This window comes from Thermogutta terrifontis, from assembly GCF_002277955.1.
Lineage (GTDB): Bacteria > Planctomycetota > Planctomycetia > Pirellulales > Thermoguttaceae > Thermogutta > Thermogutta terrifontis.
Genome location: NZ_CP018477.1, coordinates 3,525,439 through 3,543,156, shown reverse-complemented (window position 1 = coordinate 3,543,156; position 17,718 = coordinate 3,525,439). Strand labels below are relative to the sequence as shown.

The window sequence follows — 17,718 nt, the reverse complement described above, 5'->3', positions numbered from 1 at the left end:
TTAAGCGAGGAGACCTTGCATGAATCGATCCGATAATCGCTGCGCGAAGAACGACATCGCTCGCCGGAGTTTTTTGGCGGCACTCGGCGGTGGAGTTGCGTGGGCATGTCTTCCTAAGGTGGGATGGTCAAAGAAGCTGGCGGACACCGATTTGAGCGTGGGGGAAGGCGTGGCCGACATCACCCCGCCCAAAGGCATCGAATTGGCCGGTTTTCATTATCCGCCGGGGAAGGAACGCCGCTCCGCGGGCGTCCGAGAACCGTCTTCGGTTCGTGCCTTGGTCTTGGAGGTCCATGGCCTCCGAGCTGCAGTGGTCTCTTTAGAGTTGCTGGCGATTGGGCGTGCGGCCTCGGAACGTATACGGCGGACCATCTCGCAGACAACGGGACTCAGGCCGGAGCATGTGAAGCTCTGCGCCACGCACACGCACTCCATGCCCTCGTTGCAACCGCTTCGCCAGTGGGGATCGGTCTCGCCAGACTATTTGGCCCTGGTGGAGGAGCGGACTGTCGCCGCCGTGCGGCAGGCCTTAGGGGATTTGGCGCCTGCCCGGCTGAAACTGGGTAGGGCCACAGTTGTGGGCGGAAACTTCAACCGCACCGCACCGACGTGGAAAACGGAAGACGCCTTCGGCGATCAGGCGACTGAAGAAGAGCGCTGGTTGGATCGTCATTTGCACGCCCTACTCTTCGAGAGGCAAGGGCGGAAGAATGTCTTGTGGTATCATTTCTCGGCGCACCCGGTCTGTTTCGCCGACGAACTCACAGGCCCGGATTGGCCGGCCATGGTCGCGCACCAGGCCGAAGCTCGGTGGGGTCTTTCCCCCGGTTATCTCCAAGGGCATATCGGGGACGTGAATCCCGGCGACGGCAATCCGTGGCGAGGCGATGCCAGCAAGACGTCTACTGCCGTTTGGGCGGGCTTGGAAGCCGCGGTCAACTCCGCGCAGCCCGTCAGCGTCGACCGCCTGGAGATCATCGGCGGATCCTGTGCCCTGCCCTTGGACGTGGATCGGTGGGCGGCCTGGGTGGACGAATACCGCCGGGATCCCGAGGCATGCAAGTCGGGCGTGTGGGTGGATGCCCCATTCGCCGCTGAATGGTTCGAAGCCAATAAAGACCGCGATCCCCAGACCGTGCCACGGGAACTGCACACCGAAATCGCTTGCTGGCGATTGGGGCCGCTCAGCCTCCTGTTTCATGGGAGCGAGCTGTACAGTTATTACGGGCTGTGGCTGCGCAAGCATTCTCCCACCGAGCATACCTTGGTGGTAGGATATGCCGATGACTTCGTGGGGTATCTCACCGATCCCCGCGCTCACGCCGCCAAGGAATACGCGGCTGTGGTGGTTCCCAAAATCCTCGACTTGCCGCCCTTCCAACCCAACGCCGCTCAGGTGCTGGTCAAAGCGCTTATCGACCTGGCGCGGATGGGGAAGAAAACTCCCGCGGCGCAAGGATGAGAACCGCAACGGTCAACTCCGCGAGCCTCGCAGAGTATCCACTATTGGACGGGCGGTGGCCCCGGTGGTAAGAATTCGCTTCCGCAAGTTCCCTTGGGCGGCAGCCGAGCAGACAAGCTGAGCCGTTTGTACTGTAACCTCTTTGCCGGGGGTCAGTTAAGTGAGCGGAACTGGATAGATCAGAAACAGCCGCCGAAAGAGAGATCAAGCGGATGCGTGGAACAGGGAAGATAGGTGTGTCTGAGACACAGGAAGCTGATATTTCCAGGTCCGACCAAGTTGGAACAGGATTATATCGGTCCGTTGCGCGCTCCGCGCGGGCGGTCGTCCTGCAAGAATGGCTTAACACTGGCAAAGTTTTAGATTCGTTTCCCAGCCAAGTGTAAAAACCCTATGTGACAACTGCGGCGGATTGTTCTGAAGCTTCTTTCGCATTGGCAGAACGCGTGTCAGGTCCGGGAGACCCGCGGATTCGTCGAAAAAGCCATTCCCGCAAGGCCCTGACAACCGGCCTGAGGAGCATTCCCTCCAGTGCTTCTGCCGATGGGGAGCCATTGCCAAAAGCGTTGCGCACGCCGCATGCACCGCCCTCACACACACCAACTCTGCCCCATGCCCATCGAACAAACTTCCGGCGAGGAACCTCACACCAGGCCGACCAGCAGGTCGTACGCTGCATGGGCCCCTGCAACAATGCCAAATCCGCGGTGCACAAAAAGGAGGGCAAAAAAGATCCCCGCCACAAAGCGGAAGAGAAAAGTGAACAACTCGAATGGCTCCCCGAATGCCCCCACGTGGTGAGCGGCCGCAAATATCAAACTGCTGACCACCACGCCCGAGAACATCGCGGCGGTTGGCGTCGGATGAAAGACCCGCGCCATTCCCACCACGAGGTTCAAAATAATCAGGCGGAACACCAGTTCCTCATAAACTCCGGCTCCGACAAAGGCGACCGCCCGCTCTGCCAGAGAACGGGACCAAATATTGATCCCCGTCGCCATCAGCCCATGCTGAGCAAGTTGCTGGAAAGCAATCGCCTGAAGCCCCAATAACACCCTCAGACAACCGGCGAGAAACAGAGACTCCACGAGCATACCCCACAATGTTGCCGAACGCACATACCACGGCCGTCGCGAAAGATAATGTGCCGCCAGCAAAATTCCAACCGTCAGGGTGGGCAAGAAAAAATACTGCCCCAACCCGATTGTGTAGAGAATTTGACGGAGCCAGACCTCAGCGCCGTTGCGGATGGCCTCCGGTCCAAGCAAGAGCACACCCAGTTCGTAAAAGACCAGCAACGGGGCAACGAACATAAGGCTGGCCAGCGGCACCCGCGATTCTTCCCAGTAGTTGTGTATCTCACTTGCACGCATTGCTGTTTAAGGCAACAGACGGGAGTGGCGTTCAGTGTCCTGCGAAGACGATCTGCCCAAGATGAACAACGGGGCGTCGGCTCCAGCGAAACCCTCTCGTTTTCCCCTTCTCAATGAATTCGACCTGCAAAGTGTGTTCCCTCGAAGTGAGAGGGTCACCGAAGTCTTCCACGATTTGTTCCGCAAAACTCTTCCAACCGGCGCCACCCTCAGAAAGGCCGGATGGCGTCCGACCGGCTTGCAATCCATCAACAAGACCAGACAATAGGGGCCGGCGGTCCCTTGAGGGTTACTTTCCAAACGGGAGGGATTCAGGTTATGCAGCGCTCGTTGCTACTCACACTGTTGGTGGGTGTTTTTTCCGAGATTTCCCCAACTCCCGAGCCGACACCACTTCCGGCTTGGGTGGGGCCCGTGCGAGAGGTTCATGCCCGATTCACCGGCCAACCCGGAACCCTTGCCCTTTTTGGAGACTCGATCACCGTCAGTTTGGCGTTTTGGGCACCCTTGGCTTACGAGTGCCGCAACGTCCCCCCGGAGATGGCCCACGCCCTGGCCATCGTCAAGGACTACATGCGACCGGAATGCTGGCGGGAGTGGCGCGGTCCAGAATTTGGTAACGAAGGCGGAACCACAGTCCGCTGGGGCAAAGAACATATCCGTGAATGGCTCAAAAAACTCAATCCTGAGACCGCCATCATAATGTGGGGTACGAATGATCTCAACGATCTTTCCGAGGATGAATACAGAAGTACGCTTAAGCAGGTTGTTCAGGAATGTCTCGACAACGGAACAGTGGTCATTTTGACGACAATTCCCCCGCGGCACGGACGCGAAGAAAAAGCCGCCCGATTTGCCCAAATTGTTCGCGAAATAGCAGACGCTTTGCGGGTACCGCTCATTGACTATCACGCGGAAATTCTTAAACGACGCCCCACCGACTGGGACGGGGCCAGCGACGCATTCCGCGGCTACGAGGTCTACGAGGTGCCCACGCTCATCTCCGGCGATGGGGTCCATCCCAGCAACCCGCAGAGATTCATGGGGGACTTTTCTTCAGAAGCTCTGCGGTGCTCCGGCTATGGGCTGAGGAATTATTTGACCTTGTTGGCCTACGCGGAAGTGATCGAGCGAGTCCTCCGGCCCACCCAAGCCCCCGCACGGTGAAGCCCACCCATGCTGACTGCAGTTTTTGGCGATGACTTACACTACCCCGACATCTGAATGCCCTTACCCAGAGTGGGTTGCAATACCCCATCTAGGTTGGACAGATTTCGTCCAACCTGAATAACGTAAAAAAGGCCCCGCAACTCAGCAGGGCCCGCCACAATAACCTTTCCGCAAACAACGGCAGAACTCAGAAAACATCCAGGATGAAGTGATGGCCCTGGTGGTACCGACGGGGTTCCGGATAAAAGTTCTGCCATTTTCGGTTGTAGACTGGAATCCTCATCTCGGGTGGATAGCGGTAATACAGATCCTCTGAGCTCTTAAAATAGTCGGGCCCGTAAAAATTCTGGGGATAGTACACGTACGGATAATGGTAAAACCGCTGCCAGTCCTGGGTGCTGTAAGTTCGAGCCCATTGCCGTCCGAATGCCTGCTGAGCCGAGGCCTCTCGGACGCTGACCAACCCCAGCAAAACGCCTAAAACGCCGAGCAACACAATACGGCGGAACATGTTTTCCCCCTGTGTTAAGCACCAAAACCGTGACAAACAACGGATCTGTTTCAACCGCTAACACCCTCCGTGGCCGGCTGTTCGCCCCAATCAGCCGTACTGGCACCTCCCATAGGAGCCGACGCCCTGTTGTATTCCATCGGCCAAAAGGGAGCTCTGTATTCAACGAATATTCGTCACAGTCCGTAAGATGCGCAATTTACACTGGACTGCGACGCCCAGATCGCACGAAAAAGTCCTTTCTACACGACCACGGGGTCTGGCACATCAGTTGCATGGACGTCTCTCAGACGTTTAACACCGGCGGAAATGGGTGGTCAGTGTGTTGATATCGCATCACGAGTGGTCGCCAATGCACAATCAGGACATCATTGACCTAGTCATCTTTTTGATGGATTATGGCCCCCAGTTATGGGAAAGGCGGCACCTTGAGGTTCCCAAAACGGCGATCGACGGCTACTGGCTGGCCGCCCGACTGCAAATGGACAACTGGACGCGCCAGTTGAAGGTTCTCGAAACCGCATCACGAAATGGTGAGGAGTACCCGTTGCGGCACCAACGTGGCGGCCTGGCGGAGGAAATCATCACCCAGGAGTTACTCACCCGGATCTGGATGGCCGTCCTGCACCTGTACGGGCAAAAGACGGGCGACGACTACCCAGCCTCGCTTGTGCACAACGTTTATCTCTCCCACCTGGAGCTCCGAGGCCGCATCCTGGGAGCCCTCAATCGCCCCGACTACCTTCCTCGGGCGGATGCCCAGAGACTTCTCCAACTGTGCGAGCGCACCGACCGTTGGAACGACCTGCTGTTGGGAATGCTCGCCTCGTTTGGGGACATCCGATCGCTGGCTGTGGACACCTACCGGTTGGAAGAGTTCGCTGAGGATTACCAGCACATCAAAACCGAAGCACGGCGACGGCAAACGTGGAAACTGATGAAGGCTTCGCTGAGAGCCGCGTACAACAAGCGGATCTTTCAGTATCAACCCCACTCCGATTGGACACTGGCCCTTCTTGGTCACATCCTGGGATTCTTCCCATCTGATGTGGTTGAAAAGAGTGCCCACACGCATCTTTTACAGGCGGCTCAGGTTATTGCCCGTTACCGCAGAACGGAAGAACTGTTGCTCGCCGTAACTCCGGAAGAGGGTGGTTGATCGCTGCGGAGGGAAACTTGGCTATCACCACACCGGTGAAAGTTTTCCCATTTCAATGGCGTCCACAGCAGCAGATCCTTTCTATCGAAGCCTCACGCGGGGGTCCCGGAGCGGGGGACCAACCCCGCCTGAAGTCCCGCCACGCGGCGATCGTAGGCCCTCAGGATCACTTCCCGGCGGATCAATCCTATCACCTGGCCATGATCGTTCGGCGCTACGATTGGGACCTCTTCCAAATGAGACTCCGCCAGCACCTGGAGCACCGTGTGCAGGTCATCCTGCGGTGTCACCGGCCTGACTGGGACCGCGAGGTCAATTGCTCGCACGAGATCGCCAGCTCCATCCCCCGCCAGGACCGTCCTCAAGTCGTGCAGCGAGATGACGCCCACCAGATGTCCCTCACGATCCACCACCGGAAACGCGTGTTGCTGCGTTTCCGCCACAATGTGGAGGATCTCCGGAAGCGGCATGTCCTCCCTAATGACAACCGGCCTCCGATCCAGCGGGCACACCTCCTCTACCCGCATTTCTTTCAGAACATCAATCACGAAATCACCCAGATGCGCCGGACTATCCACAAAGGAAGGCACCTGTTCCCGACAAAGCGAAATTCTTCCCGGTAAGATTGTCATTTCCACAGCCCCCACGAGCATCATGGGCACGAGCAAGTCGTGCGAGCCGGTTAACTCCGACACCATAATCAGCGCCGCCAGGGGAACCTTGAACGTGGCCGCGAGAACGCCGCCCATCCCCACCAGAACGCATGCCGGCACTGGCGGGGCAAAATGTGGAAACAGGGCCTGACATCCCCAACCGAAGGCGGCGCCGGTCATCGCCCCTACAAATAACGACGGTGCGAAAAGCCCCCCACTCCCACCCGATGCCACAGTAAGGCAAGTGGCAAGGATTTTCATCAGCACGAGGACCAGGGCCAGCCGAAACGGCAGATCCGGACTGGCAAGAATCGCCTTCTGCATCCAGCCGTATCCGCCCGCCATCACATGCGGAAAGCCCGCGAGCACAAGCAGCCCCACCCCCAATCCTCCGATCGCCGGCCGGGCCCACAACGGGATTGGCAATCGCCGAAACACTCGGTCATGCATGGCGTAAAAGCCTTCACTGAAGACGAAGGATACGCCCACACAAAGCAGCGCCAGCGCGAAATAAAACGGCAATTCGTGAGCTCCGTGGAAAACGCAAGGATAAAGCCAGGTGACCGGATCTGGCGTCCGCGGCAAATAGAACATGACGGATTGTCCAAAGACACCGACAAATACCGTGTAGGCGACGACCGAAGCCACGAAGGCGGGTCCCAGTGCCGAAAATTCGATCGCTGTCCCCGAGTACAAAACTTCCACGGCAAACATCGCCCCACCCAGAGGTGCCCGGAATACCGCCCCCAGTCCCCCGGCTGCCCCTGCCAGCATGAGAATGCGGCGATCCCAATCTCCCAATTTGAAGAGCTGGGCCACGACTGATCCCACCCCAGCACCGATCTGCGTGATGGGCCCTTCGCGCCCCGCCGACCCGCCTGTGCCAATCACAAGCACACTGGTCACAGCCTTGGCGATGGGCACCTTTAGGGGAATCCTTCCCGCCAATCGATGAAAGGCTTTGATCATCGCATCCGTGCCGTGACCTTCCGCTTCAGGTTCAAAAAAGTGAATGACTAGCCCACACAGCAGCCCCCCCAGGGAGGGGATAACCAGCACCAGCCAGCTTGCCCGAGGAAACACAAATGGCGCATTTGGATTTCCAGATGGCTGGGGTGGCGCATGGTAGCCGAGAAGATCGCCGAGCACAAAGCCTTGAAAACTTTCCAGAGCCCAGGTGAATACAACCGCCGCCAGACCCGTGCAGACGCCCACAAGTACGGCAAAGCCCAGCGGACGTCCCCACCGATACCATTCGAGCTTTGGTCGCGAAGAGATGGCCAGGCGATCTCGAAAAATTGATGTCCCCAGCTTTTTCACGGTAAGTGACCCGTCCCAGGCAATTCTCGCATTAACAATCTTTTGAGTATAACCGTCGCAGAAGATCGTCTGCACCCGGGAGACAGCCGTGTCCCACGTGCGCACCGCAGGGAAGACAATCGCCTCGAGCGTGGACACCCAAGGGAAAGCCGCCGTCCACCGCGGTCATCCCCTACCAATGTGAGCTACCTGTGGCACCATTAGGTGGGCGGCGCGTGACGAACTGCCCCCTCTGACGCAGCGTCCCCAGAAAAAAATAGCGTATGAACCACAAGCGCGATCACGCCGCAGACAAGGAGACTGTCTGCCACGTTGAAATTCGGCCACGGCCAGGAGCCGATCATAACCAGAATCCAATCCCTCACGGCATACACCGGCTCGCCCGGCGGATGGAGGGGGTTTCCTTCATGCCACTTCAACCCATGGAGCCCCAAACGATCATAGAGGTTCCCGAAGATCCCCGCAGTGACCGCCGCGAGACTGATCAACAGCCACCAACTTCTGGCGGCTCCACCGACGAATAGCCACGCCAAAATCCCCAAGGCGAAAATCACCGACAGTCCGGCAAACCATGGTGCCAAACCCTGACCCATACCAAAAAGGGCCCCTTCGTTGAGGCTGGTCTGAAAGCCAAACACGCCGGGAATAATCCACCACACAGGCCTCTCACCAGGCATACCCAACTGCCGAAAAATCCACTCCTTTGTCGCGAGGTCTACAGCAAGACCAACGATCACGAGGGACACAAACACGAGGCCCCGATAAACAAGCTGCCTTTTGGTAAGCGTTTCGTTCACGCTCGACGTGCTCCCTAACATCCGTCGTTTTTCGCTTCGTCACTCCAGCCGCACGGCTCTGCCCCCATTAGCTGGCGCCCGAACCGCTTTTTGGCCGGATGAGCAGGAAATCCCGTCCGTGAAGCCCACATTTGTCGATCATCTCAAAGCATCGGGCAAGCGAGATCGGCCGGTCATCAAAGTTGTTCGTTCCCAGAGTGAACTTGGCCCCCATCTCCCTGGCAAGCCGGATGAATTTCTCGGGCGGATACCCACTTGCGTTTATCTCGAAAGCCACACCTCGCTTGACAGCGGTTTCAATAATCAACCTCATTCGGTCTTCCGTCCACAGTTCGTCGTAAAGATGGGCAATTGGCTTGGGAAGCCAGGTGGGATTGGCCAGGATCGTGATCGGTTCCGAAAGCACGCGTACATTGTGCCGAATGTAGCGCTCCATCCACGCTTTGGGGTCGTCGATCGTGTACTGGTCGGTCAACCAGAGTTTTACCGGCGGGCTGTTGTCATCGGGCATGGGCATAATCATCGTGTCGGCAAGCACGTAGTCCAACCTATCCAGAAGCTTGGGGTCGATTGTCTCTGCCCAATCCCGATCGTTGACCTGGATCCCCACAAAAACCGGCTTACCCACCACGCCATCCAGGAAAGCGGCAAGTTTCTCGTTGGTGTCCAGCGGCCAGCCACGACCGTGATTCTCCAAAACGCCAGCATTAATTCCCGTGACGGCCTGACGTTCGATAGCCTTCTCGACAGTCATGCCGCCGCGGAGGTGAATGTGAAAGTCCGTGACGGGAATTGAAAGCATCGAAAGTCGGTCAATCAGTCCTTCGGTCATGCCGTACGGGCTCACATCGGGGCGAGGTTCCGCAAACGGGTCGGCATCGTCGGGCAAAAGGCGGATCCGGATATTGCGAAAATGAATGCGGCTGCCTGGATCATGGGCCTGAAGGGCAATCGTTCCTTGGGAAAGCCGTCGCCCCATACGATTTTTCATCCGGGGTGGAAACGCAGGTTCCAGGTAATCCACCATAGGGAACTCATTCACCCACACCCGGATCCGTTTGCCCACCACGAGAATCCGCATCCGAAACCACTGATCGTCGCGCAGAAAAGCTTTGAAAACGTCCTGGATGGCAAACAGCCCCCCGGTCCGCCGAAACTCCGGGTTTTCGCCCACCATGGGATAGGAATTATTGATCTGCACTTCGTAACCGGCGGTGGGGGAGCCGGTTTCCTGATAACGCGTATGGATGAAGACGCCGGAGTTTGCGCCCGGCTTGGTGAGCACCTCCAGCGTAAGCTCAAAATTCCGGAACGTGTGGTTGCCCACAGGCCCCTCGTAAAAAAGATGACTGCGGGGCCCATCCGCGACGAGACAGCCGCCCTCCACCTTCCAGCTTGACTTGTTTTCCGATGCTCGCCAGCCGTCCAGGGAATGGCCGTCGAACAGGCTGACCCATTCGTCGGGGGCTGCCGACACACCGCTGCATCCCACAATGCCCAAAGCGGCAATCTGCGCGGTGGCTTTTAGCAGATCGCGTCGAGACAATCGATGATCGTCAGTTCTGCTGCTGTAACTCTTCTGCGATTTCATGGAGATTCCCTCGTGTTTCTTTCTCCCCACGTGAGTGCGTGCGGTCAACGTTTTTGGATATTTTCAGCGGAGATTTTACGCTACAGGGCCAGTACAACCATCGTTTCCAACGCGGAAACATCAGGTTCTCCCTCGGAAAGACCTGACGGCTTGATAATCACCGGAATACAGCACCGTGTCTTTTCTGCCGGTATCCGTGTGAGTCCATCAAGGTCGGGCATTGCCGAGAATTCCCTCGTGTGTTCGGCGGTTGATGATTTCCTGCACCAGTCGCTGCTGGAGCGTGGTAATTGAGTCTTTGGTGGTGGTATAACCTCCCACGTACTTTACGGCAGCAAGCCACTCTGCCTTACTGAGCTTTGTTTTCTGAACCAACGCCCGCAGCTCCGCTTCTGGCAATTGCCGGAGTTGCTCCACAAATTCCGCGATCTTGGCTTCGTCCACCGACTTCGACTGGCTTCGACCGCGCCCCCGCGTGCTCCCGGACTCAAAGGTTTTCAAAAAGTCCCTGATGCGTTTGAGTCCTTCGGGAATTCCTTCTGAGGCGATTCGTTCCCGGGTCGGGACACGCGAGATCGCTTCCCTCAGCTCACCCATCATGTGAATCATCCTTTGGACGACGGTCAAAAACTCGTTCTTCTGCTCCTCCTCAGGCAGCATCCCAACAACGGACTGCAAATCCTGGAGCACCGTCTCCATGGAATAACCTGACTTCTTGCCCATATCGCATCCCTTGCCGTTACTGACAGCGTTTCAGGAATTCCTCGGTAATTTTCTCATATTCGCCTAAACGTGCGGCATCCTGGGCTGACGGAGTTTTCACTCGCCAAATTGGACACTGGGCCTCAGCAGCTTCGCTGTAGCCGGTCCGCTCGGTGGTGCCGCAATCAAATACAAACGGTCCAAAGATTTCATGCTCACGGAGTCTTTCGATCGTTCGCTCGTGCTGTTTGGTGTTCCGCTTTTTGACCCAAATAATACCGCCCAGTGTTGCCATGGGGACATTGTCGTACCCGGCGAGTGCACCCACGTGGCTGATTTTCTTTCTGATATCGTCGATCTTTCGCACCAGAATGTCGAGACCAATTGCAGAAAGAAATTCAGGAATCAGCGTTACCATGTAATAGTGCGAGGCCCGAATGGCGTTCTGCGTCATCAGGTAGAGATTCGGAGGGCAGTCGATGAGAATAAAATCGTAGCTCTGCCCAATCTCTTTGCAAATACGCTCCAAAAATGCCCACTCGTTGAGCAGCTTTTGGGCAAGCTGCTGGAGGACTTCGTACCCACTGGCGGCCCGGGCTGCCGACACTGTGGGGACCAAACCACCCAGGTCTTCGCCCAGCAGGTCAATATCGCAGGGCAAAAGATCAACTCCGTCGATGGGTTCTCCACCCCCCTGCACTGCGTTGCGAACAATGAAATCGCGGGCATCCAGTGGATGTCGACTCTCGCGAAAACGTCGGTAAAGATCGCGAATCGTCCCCTGCTGGCGGCGGAATTCGTCGTATTTTTCGTATGCCATACACAGCAACGAGAGGTTGGACTGCGGATCGATATCCACTAGAAGCACACGTTTGCCGTGGTGTTCCGCCAAACTGCATCCGATGTGGTACGTGGTGGTCGTCTTGCCCACTCCTCCTTTGTAGTTGATAAACGAAACAACTCGGGGTTGACTCATCATGATGCTCCTCAAGAGGTCCCATGGCTCAATCTGCCCAGCCGGCATGGAACAGCCGTCTCTTTTTCCATGCCGCCTTGTCGGCGCACAAGCTATTCCGCCGGTACGTGGAAAGTCCCAACCGAAAGGCCTTTCGCTCACCGGCGGGCCTTTGTCATTAGCGTCTTCGGTATCCTGGATTACGTCTTTGGAACTACCGCGGTAATTCCGCTTTCTTTGGCTCGGCAGGTTTCGGCGGTTGGCTCGCTGCTTATTTCGTCAAAATCACATACAGGCAATCGCGAGGAATATCGAGCATGACCGCACCACCGTGCCGCTCCAGGGAGACTTCTTGGCGGGGATAGCCATCCACGTCCAGAACGATCGCTCGCTGTAGCGACGGATTATTTAGCGTAAGCTTGACCCGGTTATCCGCTAGTCGCCAAGGTGGTCGCCCCGTATCGAGAATCTGCCTGCCCTGGAGCTTCTGCCCTCCCGATTCGAAGGTCGCATCACGCTCGGTCCAGCCGGTCATTCGGGCAGTGGTTCCGAGCTGAACGAGGACCTTTTCCGAATCCCGGAGTGGACGATTGTCCATCGCCACGACCATGATGGTGGCGTAATCGTTGTCCGAGGTGAGCATCACATCGCCGAAGCGGAATCGCCCTCCTGCCTGTTTAAGAAATCCCGTGCATCCCTGGCATTTGGGCGTGTTCACCGTGCACACCCCGTTGCGGATATCCAGGGTAATTTCCCCTGTCATGCTGCGGACGATACCCTTTTCCCGATCGATGTAGCGGGAGAGATCAACCACCCGACTGTTCTTCTCCTGGCCGTCGAATTTAACATGGACAGGCCCCACAAAGAATGCCAGCCGATCCACTTCCTGCTTGATCGGCGATTGAGGAGCAAAATCCCCGGGATCCCGATTGGGATCAAACTTCCCTGCCTCCGCGATGATCGGAACACGCCGCTCCCACATCCCCTGGAGACTTCGCTCTTCGTACACAGCGGGTTGGTCGGCCGTCTGAATGTACCCCAGCCTGTAGGCGAGGGCGGCGGCGGGAAACATCCCCGCCTGAGTCGGCACGGAGCCTTCCCATTTTTTCAAAGAATTGAGCCCGCCTACTTTCCACCACGGCCAGACGGGATCCGTTGTCCAGAATTCGTCGCCGTACGAAAACCAGTAAAACGCATCCACGCCCGTCAGCGACATGTACACAGCAGCCAGGAAAGGCCCCTCTGTCTGATACAACCCCGGGTGGACCCAGGCCACCTCGGTTAGGATCATCGGTTGGCCCACCGTCTGCTTGAGGGCACCAGGAAACTCGTCCGGATTGAGCAAGCAGGATTGACTCAAATAGAAGTGGTTGGGATCGATCCGCCACCCATCATTAGGCCCAATGTGGATAACCCCGGTGTAACGATTGATCGCCGAGACATCCATCGCGGTGTAGGTCCAGCGTTCACAATCCTCAAGCAGTACTGGATCGGCGGTCCGCCAGTTGGTCGCGTTGAGAAGTTGTCTGCATCCCAGCGCTTGGCGGTAATACTTTGCCATATCCGCGTAAAAGTCGTATTGGAGACGGCTCATGAATTCGAGTTGGTCGGCAAGCCGCTTGGCCCAGGCGGCGTTCGGCTTCGGGGCCTGGGACGTCATCCGCCAAATGATTTCCATCCACATTTCGCCGGCTTCAGGACGGTCTTTTTCATGTTTGGCTCCGCCCCAAGCTGCCTGAGCCTTCTCCAGCGAGCCGTATTTTTTCACCAGGAACTTCGCGAACAGTTGGCGGAGCTTACCGGCAAATGGTTCCCGAATGTTCTGAGACGTCCAGAACAGAATGCTATCCTCATTTTGCACCTGGATGATTGCCACCGTGGGGTCCTGCGCAAGGGGAATGCCGGTGTAGGGATTGGGGCGTGTATACAGTTCTTTCACCCAGGTTTTATAGGCGTTTTGAAGTCTTTCTTCAAAAAAGATGAGCCCCTCCGGCCCGGAATGTCCCGTGTACGTATCGAGTCCCCAGCTCGCCGGGATCTTCTGCGTGTGCGACCAGTAGGGAGAGATCGTCACATAAATGCCATGCTTTTTGCATTCAGCCACATACCGCTGGATTTGATCGATGACCTTTTCATCCACGTCTGTCAATTTTGCCCCTTCCTTTTCCACACACAATTGGGCATGCACTCGCACCATATTCACACCCAGTTTCGCCAGCCAGCGGAGATGTCGCTGCATCTTGTCGGGTTCCATTCGCCAGCCGTAATCCACAATTGCCCAAAAGCGAATCGGCTGCCCGTCTCCACGAACGAAACTCATTCCATCAGCGGAAAGCCGAATAAAACCTTTTTCCCCGGCGATTGGCTCATTGAGGTCACGAAGGTCGATGAGTGCCCCGGGACGGACGGGATCGTCACTCGGTTGGAACGCCCAGGTTCCGACCTCCGTCACGACGTCCGCCTGGGTTTCTGGCGAGCCCGGTTTGGCCAGTCCTTTCGGTGAAAACCGCTCATTGGTGAGAACGAAGGCATCCAGGCCGCCGTGGTTCTGTAATTCTCCATGGAAACGGAAGGCAATGGTGTGTTCGCCGGGAGCAAGCGTCACTCGGCCGGCATTAACCCAACCGATGAAACGCAGATCGATTTTTCCATCCGCCGCGATGTTCGTGACCTCCAGGGCATTGGAGAGATCCAGTTCCCGCCAGCCACCGCCATCAATGCTGAGGGACACCCGAGTCCGCACCGGATTGATCCGCAGCCACAGGACGTATTCGCCGCCCTCTCGCACACGGATTCGATATTCGGCGGTGCCTTCTTTCTCTTCTGAAAAATTGCTGATCCAGTCGCCTCCCGAGAGGAACTCTTTCTTTACCTGATCGTACCACCAAGGATGGCGGTTCATCTTATGGGCCGTCGGCTGTTCCCCTTCCTGCCAGATGCTTTCGCCACAGGCGGTGGCAAACGTGCCGGCAACCAGAATCAGACCCACCACAACTCGCACTCGCATGCTTTGCCTCCTCGTTCCGGAAGGACCATACTTGGAAAGGCAACGTCAGAAACCCGGCCGGGTACTCACGTGAATGTCTGTCCGGCTTTCTCGATGGCCGGTCAGCGCACCCCGGTAATATCCGCATTCTGAGACTTGCTGGCAAGGTGGGAAGGGAGAATTCTTCCCAATGTATTGGAAAAAATGATCACCCGTGTTACACAGACTGCAAAATTTTTCAATATCACGGTGTTCGAAAGGGTTCCGCAAAGAGAAGCGGATGCGCTGGTGCGAAGCCCGGAGCGAGAATCTCTTTTCTCCCGGCTGGCCCAACGCCGATGCGCGAGTGGGATATTCCATCTCTAATGGAGGTGACAGCTCGCTCAGTCCGTCGATCCACCCAACTCGTATGTCGTTTCATTCCGACCTGCGCCGAGATCTTCTAGCCCTCGTGCTTCTTGCCATCACGCTATTTTTGGGGGCGAGCTTAATCACTTTTGATCCCGCAGATCCCCCTAGTGATCTCGTTTTTCCCTCCCACACGCAGGTGATCAATGTCTGCGGTCCGCTGGGCGCCACGGTGGCCTTTCACCTTTTGGAGTGGCTGGGACTGGGCAGCTGGTACTTGGTGCTGAGTCTCTGTCTTACAAGCGTAACGCTGCTTATGCGACAGCCCATCACCCGAGTCAATACCCGAATTGTCGGCTGGCTTGTATCACTTGTCTCACTCCTGGCGCTGGCGGACTGTGTGTTTCCCACATGGAGCCCGGGAAGTATTGCAGGTCCAGGCGGATATCTTGGTTTCCTTTTCCGTTACCTCGCGGAACAGCGGCTCGGATATCTGGGAACAGTAGGAGCATTCTTTGGGACCTTTTCTCTGGGATTCCTGCTGTGGACGGATCTCTCGCTGGTGCGAGCCATTACAACGGCCGCTCTTTGGCCGGTCAAAGGGATCCTCCGCGGACTGGTTGTCGTTGCAGAGGGTTACGGAGTCCTCCGCCGCGCATCCGAGACGACGTCATCCCCCGCGAAGCCGAAAGCGGCATTTCCAGAAGAAGAGCAAACTCCTTCCAGCACTGCTGGAGACAAGCGACGGGAGGTCGAAAGTGACAGCGACAGTTCCCGCGAAATCGTCGTTAAGAAACCCGCCCAGGTGGCTCCCATTGCTTCGACACAGGCAACCGAGGAAGAGTTGCCGAGCGGTTCCAAACCTGCAGAACGCAGGGTGAGTGAACCCCGCATCCGGAAGCCCGTGCGACCTCCTCGCGAGGAACTGCTGGAAGAGATTGAGTGCAACTCCCGCCCTATGCGTCCCGTGCAATACAAGCTGCCCTCCATCGATCTGCTTCTGGAGCCAGAGCCTTTCCGTTTTGAAGAACAGGAAAAGGAAGTCCGCGCAAAAGCCCAAATCCTGGAAAAAACCTTCGCCGACTTCGGCTATCACGTGCGGGTGGTAGAGATTCAGACGGGGCCCGTCATTGCGCAGTTTGAGGTGGAGCTGGAGGCCGGTCTGCGGCTCAGCAAGATCACGGCCCTTGCGGACGATCTGGCCATCGCCCTGAGGGTCCCCAGTGTACGGATCGTCGCGCCAATTCCAGGTAAGAACACGGTAGGCATCGAGGTTCCCAATAACGAGCGGCAAATCGTTCGGTTGCGAGAAGTTATCGAGGAAAGCCACGGCAAGTACCAGGCGATGCGGATTCCGATCTTCCTCGGCAAGGACGTGGCCGGCCATCCTATGGTCGTGGACCTGGCCACAATGCCCCATCTGCTCATCGCCGGCCGCACGGGAACTGGTAAAAGCGTCTGCCTCAATTCGATCATTCTTTCCATCCTGATGACCAAGACGCCTGATGAGGTGCGCCTCCTTCTCATCGATCCGAAGATGGTGGAGCTCAGTCCGTATAAGCGGGTACCGCACCTCATGCATCCCGTCGTTACGGATATGCGTAAAGCAGAGGCCATCCTGGCCTGGGCCGTGGAGAAAATGGAGGAACGATACGCCCTGCTGGCCCGGGCAGGAGTTCGTCACCTCAGCGTTTACAACCAGCTCGGCGAAGAAGAGTTGATGCGCCGCATGCGACCGGAAAGCGAGGAAGAACGGGCCCAAATCCCGACCCATATGCCCTACATCGTCATCATTGCTGACGAGATGGCCGACCTTATGATGACCGCCGCCAAAGAGGTGGAAACTCATATCATTCGGCTTGCCCAGAAAAGCCGAGCGGTGGGAATTCACCTCGTGCTTGCCACACAAAAACCAACGGTGGATGTGATCACCGGATTAATCAAATCGAACTTACCCGCCCGGATTTGCTTCGAAGTGGCCAGCCGGGTGGACAGTCGCGTCGTGCTCGACGAAATGGGGGCCGAAAAGCTGTTGGGTAATGGCGATATGTTGTTCCTGCGCCCGGGTACCAGTACCCTCATTCGAGGCCAGGGCACCTACGTCAGCGACGATGAAATCAATCGCGTCATCGACGCGGTGGCCGTCCACGAACCGGAGTACGTGCAGGAGCTTGTGCAGTTGAAACCGTCCTTGCCTGAACAGGGACAAAAAGGTGCCCCGACAGCCCGCGACGAACTCTACGAAGCCGCCGTGGACATCATCATTCGAGAAGGGCGCGGAAGTGTGTCGCTTCTGCAGCGCGCGCTGGGCATCGGGTACGGTCGGGCAGCCCGACTCATCGACTATATGGAGGAGGACGGCATAGTGGGGCCCTACAACGGCTCCCAAGCTCGGGAAGTTCTCATGACTTTGGAACAATGGGAAGCAATCCGCCAGCAACGGAGCGGTTCCCTGGCACATTCGCCGCCAGTTCAACCCCCAAGCGGCTCGGGCAGCCCACGAACGAACCGTATTGTCCTGGTTCCCGAAACCAACCGGCCCTCGACAGAAAACCCGTTCACTGCTCCTCGGGAGGAGCCCCCCGCATCTCAGCCGGGAAATGCCGCCGGCCTGCCGGACGCAACTTGATCCTGCTCGGTCTGTCGCATGCAATCCCGATAGGCGGCGATTCTCAGGCACCTCGGCACCAT

13 protein-coding genes are annotated in these 17,718 nt (G+C 57.2%); 4 read left to right on the top strand and 9 right to left on the bottom strand.

The genetic code is table 11. From position 1 onward, the window contains the following. The first annotated feature begins 19 nt into the window (after positions 1 to 19). A complete protein-coding gene (locus tag THTE_RS13100) occupies positions 20 to 1,462 on the top strand; it encodes a neutral/alkaline non-lysosomal ceramidase N-terminal domain-containing protein (protein WP_095415849.1) in 1,443 nt (480 codons plus the stop codon). Between the two features lie 644 nt (positions 1,463 to 2,106). Here THTE_RS13100 and THTE_RS13095 read toward each other — a convergent pair. After that, positions 2,107 to 2,835 carry a CPBP family intramembrane glutamic endopeptidase gene (locus THTE_RS13095; protein ID WP_095415848.1) on the bottom strand — a complete coding sequence of 243 codons (729 nt, stop codon included), beginning with the start codon at positions 2,833 to 2,835 and terminating at the stop codon, positions 2,107 to 2,109. Positions 2,836 to 3,153: 318 nt separating this feature from the next. On the opposite strand from THTE_RS13095, the gene THTE_RS13085 reads away from it, so the two are divergent. Beyond that, positions 3,154 to 4,002 (top strand): SGNH/GDSL hydrolase family protein, encoded by an 849-nt coding sequence (locus THTE_RS13085; RefSeq protein ID WP_095415846.1) that lies wholly within the window; start codon positions 3,154 to 3,156, stop codon positions 4,000 to 4,002. A gap of 190 nt (positions 4,003 to 4,192) precedes the next feature. On the opposite strand, the gene THTE_RS13080 is transcribed toward THTE_RS13085, so the two are convergent. Continuing rightward, complete coding sequence (locus tag THTE_RS13080) at positions 4,193 to 4,516, bottom strand: calmodulin-binding protein (RefSeq protein WP_095415845.1); 324 nt, start codon at positions 4,514 to 4,516, stop codon at positions 4,193 to 4,195. A 352-nt stretch (positions 4,517 to 4,868) separates the two neighbouring features. Here THTE_RS13080 and THTE_RS13075 point away from each other — a divergent pair, with 352 nt between their 5' ends. Then, entirely contained in the window at positions 4,869 to 5,675 is an 807-nt protein-coding gene (locus THTE_RS13075; protein ID WP_095415844.1) for a hypothetical protein, read from the top strand. Between the two features lie 92 nt (positions 5,676 to 5,767). Here the strand turns inward: THTE_RS13075 and THTE_RS13070 are convergent, their stop codons facing one another. The 7 genes from THTE_RS13070 to THTE_RS13045 all read right to left on the bottom strand — a co-directional run bounded on the left by THTE_RS13070 (position 5,768) and on the right by THTE_RS13045 (position 14,700). After that, positions 5,768 to 7,786, bottom strand: a complete 2,019-nt coding sequence (locus THTE_RS13070) for a chloride channel protein (protein ID WP_095415843.1) — start codon at positions 7,784 to 7,786, stop codon at positions 5,768 to 5,770. A 62-nt stretch (positions 7,787 to 7,848) separates the two neighbouring features. Further along, the gene (locus THTE_RS13065; protein WP_157732083.1) at positions 7,849 to 8,445 is read right to left on the bottom strand and encodes a signal peptidase II; all 597 of its coding nucleotides are present in this window, start codon (positions 8,443 to 8,445) and stop codon (positions 7,849 to 7,851) included. Between the two features lie 67 nt (positions 8,446 to 8,512). After that, positions 8,513 to 10,036, bottom strand: coding sequence for a DUF1080 domain-containing protein (locus tag THTE_RS13060; RefSeq protein WP_095415841.1), 1,524 nt, complete (start codon positions 10,034 to 10,036; stop codon positions 8,513 to 8,515). Positions 10,037 to 10,116: 80 nt separating this feature from the next. Continuing rightward, complete coding sequence (locus THTE_RS18020; protein WP_157732082.1) at positions 10,117 to 10,257, bottom strand: hypothetical protein; 141 nt, start codon at positions 10,255 to 10,257, stop codon at positions 10,117 to 10,119. Beyond that, positions 10,244 to 10,759 carry a hypothetical protein gene (locus tag THTE_RS13055; protein WP_095415840.1) on the bottom strand — a complete coding sequence of 172 codons (516 nt, stop codon included), beginning with the start codon at positions 10,757 to 10,759 and terminating at the stop codon, positions 10,244 to 10,246. Before THTE_RS13055 ends, THTE_RS18020 begins: the two co-directional genes overlap by 14 nt. A 16-nt stretch (positions 10,760 to 10,775) precedes the next feature. After that, positions 10,776 to 11,717, bottom strand: coding sequence for a ParA family protein (locus THTE_RS13050; protein WP_157732081.1), 942 nt, complete (start codon positions 11,715 to 11,717; stop codon positions 10,776 to 10,778). A gap of 247 nt (positions 11,718 to 11,964) precedes the next feature. Continuing rightward, a complete protein-coding gene (locus THTE_RS13045; protein WP_095415838.1) occupies positions 11,965 to 14,700 on the bottom strand; it encodes a carbohydrate-binding protein in 2,736 nt (911 codons plus the stop codon). A gap of 259 nt (positions 14,701 to 14,959) precedes the next feature. Here THTE_RS13045 and THTE_RS13040 point away from each other — a divergent pair, with 259 nt between their 5' ends. Further along, entirely contained in the window at positions 14,960 to 17,656 is a 2,697-nt protein-coding gene (locus tag THTE_RS13040) for an FtsK/SpoIIIE family DNA translocase (protein ID WP_237260144.1), read from the top strand. Positions 17,657 to 17,718: the final 62 nt, after the last annotated feature.